At 67.3% G+C, this 4227-nt stretch carries 5 protein-coding genes and 1 pseudogene; 4 read left to right on the plus strand and 2 right to left on the minus strand.

The features are described 5' to 3' along the window. Positions 1-56: 56 nt before the first annotated feature. Positions 57-1145: pseudogene (locus A9X00_RS12710) on the minus strand (alpha-keto acid decarboxylase family protein); the annotation flags it as partial. A 35-nt stretch (positions 1146-1180) separates the two neighbouring features. On the opposite strand from A9X00_RS12710, the gene A9X00_RS12715 reads away from it, so the two are divergent. Genes A9X00_RS12715 through A9X00_RS12730 form a run of 4 tightly spaced genes read left to right on the plus strand, consistent with a single transcriptional unit; the run spans position 1181 to position 3680 of the window. Beyond that, positions 1181-1624, plus strand: coding sequence for an SRPBCC family protein (locus A9X00_RS12715; RefSeq protein WP_067153435.1), 444 nt, complete (start codon positions 1181-1183; stop codon positions 1622-1624). A 5-nt stretch (positions 1625-1629) separates the two neighbouring features. Further along, on the plus strand, positions 1630-2709 hold the full coding sequence (locus tag A9X00_RS12720; protein WP_067153437.1) for a CaiB/BaiF CoA-transferase family protein: 1080 nt from the start codon (positions 1630-1632) through the stop codon (positions 2707-2709). Positions 2710-2768: 59 nt separating this feature from the next. Next, the gene (locus A9X00_RS12725) at positions 2769-3224 is read left to right on the plus strand and encodes an SRPBCC family protein (protein ID WP_067153438.1); all 456 of its coding nucleotides are present in this window, start codon (positions 2769-2771) and stop codon (positions 3222-3224) included. A gap of 3 nt (positions 3225-3227) precedes the next feature. Beyond that, positions 3228-3680 carry an SRPBCC family protein gene (locus A9X00_RS12730; protein WP_082975157.1) on the plus strand — a complete coding sequence of 151 codons (453 nt, stop codon included), beginning with the start codon at positions 3228-3230 and terminating at the stop codon, positions 3678-3680. Here A9X00_RS12730 and A9X00_RS12735 read toward each other — a convergent pair. Continuing rightward, positions 3649-4227 (minus strand): aminotransferase class I/II-fold pyridoxal phosphate-dependent enzyme (locus tag A9X00_RS12735; RefSeq protein WP_156772056.1); only part of this gene is annotated, 579 nt, incomplete at its 5' end. The genes A9X00_RS12730 and A9X00_RS12735 overlap by 32 nt on opposite strands.

The raw sequence follows: 4227 nt of genomic DNA on the forward strand, positions 1-4227 counted from the left end.
ATGTGGGGAAAGAGCCTGCTCGACGAGAGCTCCCCCAATTTCCTTGGCATCTACGCCGGTTCGGCCGGCGGGGCCTCCACGGGGGGCGAGGTGATCCCGCGCCGGACCAGGATGTCCGCCAGTGCCTGCAGCGCGGCGCCCATCTCCATCGGCGCGAAAACCTCACCGGCCACACTGCTTTGGTACTGTCCGACGTCGATGGTCCGCGCCGGGTCGATCCGCTGGCTGAAGAAGCCGCTGACCATGTCGGTGAAAACCACCCCGGCCGTCACGAGCACCGGCGCGTCCTCGATCGCCGTGCGCACCCGTTCGGCGCTGGCCGAACCGGCGTAGATGCCAAGGAAATTGGGGGAGCTCTCGTCGAGCAGGCTCTTTCCCCACATCAGCGTGGCGTGCGGCACCACGTCCGCGGCCAGCAACGCCTCGAGCTCCTTGACGGCCTGCAGGCGGTGCACCAGCAGGTCGGCGAGCACGGTCAGCTGATGATCGCCGATGAGTTCGGTCGCGGCCTCGATGAACAGCGAAAGCGCGCGGGGGCTGGTGCCACCGGTGTAGCGCGGCAGCGGCGCGTCGGGCGGTTCGGTGGGGAAGCGGGCCACGTCGGTGGACAGCAGCAGGTACCCGGGCCGCTTTTGTTCGCGCACCTCCGAGAGCACCCGATCGATCTCTCGGCACGCGGTGGCGGGCATGAGATTCGCTTGGGCGCAGGTGATTTCGCGGCTGATGCGAAAGAAGTGCTCGAAGTCGCCGTCGCCGAAGGAATGGTGCAGCGCGCGCCTGGCGCCCTGGGCGTCTTTCGACGGGCCGCCGACGATGTGCACGACGGGCACGTGTTCGGCGTAGCTGCCAGCGATCGCGTTGGTGGCCGAGAGCTCGCCCACCCCGAATGTCGTTACCACGGCCGCCATTCCGCGCAGCCGCCCGTACCCGTCGGCGGCGTAGCCGGCGTTGAGCTCGTTGGCGCTGCCCACCCACCGGATGGTCGGGTGGGCGACGATGTGGTCCAGGAATTCCAGGTTGTAGTCGCCGGGGACGCCGAAGATCTCGGAGACACCGAGTTCGGCGAGGCGGTCCAACAGGTAGTCACCGACGGTGTAGACAAGGGGATCAGTCACAAGCACGACGGTACGCCCGGTCCAAACCATTCCGCCCGACACGCGGGTTCGCCTAATGTGCGGGGATGGCTATCAAAGAATCCCGCGACATCGTCATCGAAGCCGGGCCCGAGGAGATTCTGGACGTCATCGCCGACTTCGAAGCGATGCCCGAGTGGTCGGACCCGCATCAAAGCGCCGAGATCCTCGAGACCGGCGACGACGGGCGGCCCAGCAAAGTCAAGATGAAGGTCAGGACCGCCGGCATCACTGATGAACAGGTGGTGGCCTACAGCTGGAGCGGCAACGAGGTCAGCTGGACGCTGGTCAGCTCGGGCCAGCAGAAGTCGCAGGACGGCAAGTACACCTTGGTTCCGCAAGGAGAGGCGACCCTGGTCAAGATGGAGATCAGCGTCGACCCCAACGTGCCGCTGCCCGGCTTCGTGCTCAAGCGGGCCGTCAAGGGCACGATCGATTCCGCGACCAAGGCCCTGCGCGAGCGGGTGCTCGCGGTCAAGAAGGGCAGCTAAACGCGGTGCTGAGCGCGGGTCCCCTGGCCGGGGTGCGCGTGATCGAACTCGGCGGCATCGGGCCGGGGCCGCACGCCGGGATGATGCTCGCCGACCTGGGCGCCGACGTGGTGCGGGTCCGGCGGCCTGGTGGGCTCACGATGCCGCCGGAGGACCGCGACCTGCTGCACCGCGGAAAGCGGATCGTCGACCTGGACGTCAAGTCGCAGCCTCAGGCGCTGCTGGAGCTGGCCGCCAAGGCCGACGTGCTGCTCGACTGCTTCCGGCCGGGCACCTGCGAGCGGCTCGGCATCGGACCCGAGGACTGCGCGGCGGTCAATCCGCGGCTGATCTTCGCGCGCATCACCGGCTGGGGACAGCACGGCCCGGTGGCCCACACGGCGGGCCACGACATCAACTACCTGTCGCAGACCGGCGCGCTCTCGGCGCTCGGATACCGGGACCGGCCGCCGACGCCGCCGCTGAACCTGGTCGCCGACTTCGGCGGCGGCTCGATGCTGGTGCTGCTGGGCATCGCGGTCGCGCTGTACGAGCGGGAACGGTCGGGCCGGGGCCAGGTCGTCGACGCCGCGATGGTCGACGGGGTCAGCCTGCTCGCCCAGATGATGTGGACGATGAAGTCGACCGGGTCGCTGCGGGACGAGCGCGAATCGTTCCTGCTGGACGGTGGCGCCCCGTTCTACCGGTGCTACGAGACCGCCGACGGCAAGTACGTCGCCGTCGGCGCCATCGAGCCGCAATTCTTCGCGGCGCTGCTGACAGGGCTCGGCCTGTCGCCCGACGAGGTGCCCGGCCAGCTCGACATCGGTTCGTATCAACGGATGTACGACATCTTCGCCAAGCGCTTCGCCAGCCGGACCCGCGATGAATGGACTGACGTCTTCGCGGGCACCGATGCGTGCGTCACCCCGGTGTTGACCTGGAATGAGGCGGCCACCAACGACCACCTGAACGCGCGGTCGACGTTGATCACCGCCCATGGTGTCGAACAGGCCGCTCCCGCGCCGCGCTTCTCCCGAACCCCGGCCGGCCCGGTCGGGCCGCCGCCCGCGGCAACCACTCCGCTCGACGAAATCGGCTGGTAAGCAGAGATTTACGGCGAACCCCACCCACGCGTGGGGCGCTGGGGTTACTTTGTTCTGTAGTGGCCGTAAAAGCATCACGGGAATTTGTCGTCGACGCGCCGCCGGAAGTGGTCATGGAGGCGCTGACAGATGTCGGCGTCCTTTCCTCGTGGTCGCCGCTGCACAAAGACATCGAAGTGATCGACCGTTATCCCGACGGCCTGCCGCACCACGTCAAGACCAAGATCAAGATCTTGGGTTTGGTCGACAAGGAGATCCTCGAGTATCACTGGGGCCCCGACTGGGTCGTCTATGACGCAAAGGGCACCGCGCAGCAGCACGGCCAGCACATCGAGTACAACCTCAAGCCCGAGGGCCTCGACAAGACGCGGGTGCGTTTCGACATCACCGTCGAGCCGGCGGGGCCCATTCCGGCGTTCGTCGTCAAGCGGGCCACCGAAAGGGTTCTCGACGCCTCGGTGAAGGGGCTGAGCGAGCTGGTCGCGGGCAGTCGCGGATCGGGCGGTGCGACTTAGCCAGTGGCCGTACAAGCATCGTCGGAAATTGTCATCGACGCGCCCCCGGAAGCCATCATGGACGCGCTCGCCGACATGGACAACGTTCCGTCGTGGTCCGCGGTGCACAAGAAGGCCGACGTCATCGACACCTATCCCGACGGGCGCCCGTGCCACGTGAAGATGACGATCAGGGTGATGGGCATCTTCGACACGCAGCTCCTCGAGTACCACTGGGGTCCGGACTGGATGGTGTGGGACGCGAAAAAGACCATCCACCAACATGGCCAGCACGGCGAGTACAACCTGACCCGCGAGGGCGACGACAAGACGCGGGTGCGATTCGGCATCACCCTCGAACCGTCGGCGCCGCTGCCCGAGTTTTTCATCAACCGGGTTCGCAAGAAGATCCTGCATGCCGCGCTGGAGGGACTTAGGAAGCGGGTTATGGGTCCCGCAGCGCCGCCAGGCGCCTGATCGCTTCGTCGAGGGTTTCGTCGCGTTTGCAGAACGTGAAGCGCACCAGGTGATTCCACACGTCGGCGTGGGGTGCCGCCGGATCGCAGAACGCCGACATCGGGATGGCCGCCACGCCGACCTTCTCCGGGAGCGCCGCGCAAAAGGCGGTGCTGTCGTCGTAGCCGAGCGGGCGCGGGTCGGCGCACAGGAAGTAGGTGCCGTCGCTGTCGTGCATCGCAAAGCCGATCTGGCTCAGCCCGGCGGCCAGCCGGTCCCGCCTGGCCTGCAAGGAGCGGCGAAGCTCGGCGACCCAGGCGTCCTCGGTGTCCAGCGCGAGAGCCACGGCGGGCTGGAACGGTGCGCCGCCGACGTAGCTCAGATACTGTTTGGCCGCGCGCACGCCGGCGATGAGTTGCGCTGGGCCGCAGGCCCACCCGATCTTCCATCCGGTGCAGTTGAACATCTTGGCCGCGCTGGAGATCGTGATGGTGCGCTCGGCCATGCCGTCTAAGCCGGCCAGCGGGAGGTGGCGGTTGCCGTCGAAGACCAGGTGCTCGTACACCTC

This window comes from Mycobacterium sp. 1245805.9 (assembly GCF_001672915.1).
GTDB lineage: Bacteria > Actinomycetota > Actinomycetes > Mycobacteriales > Mycobacteriaceae > Mycobacterium.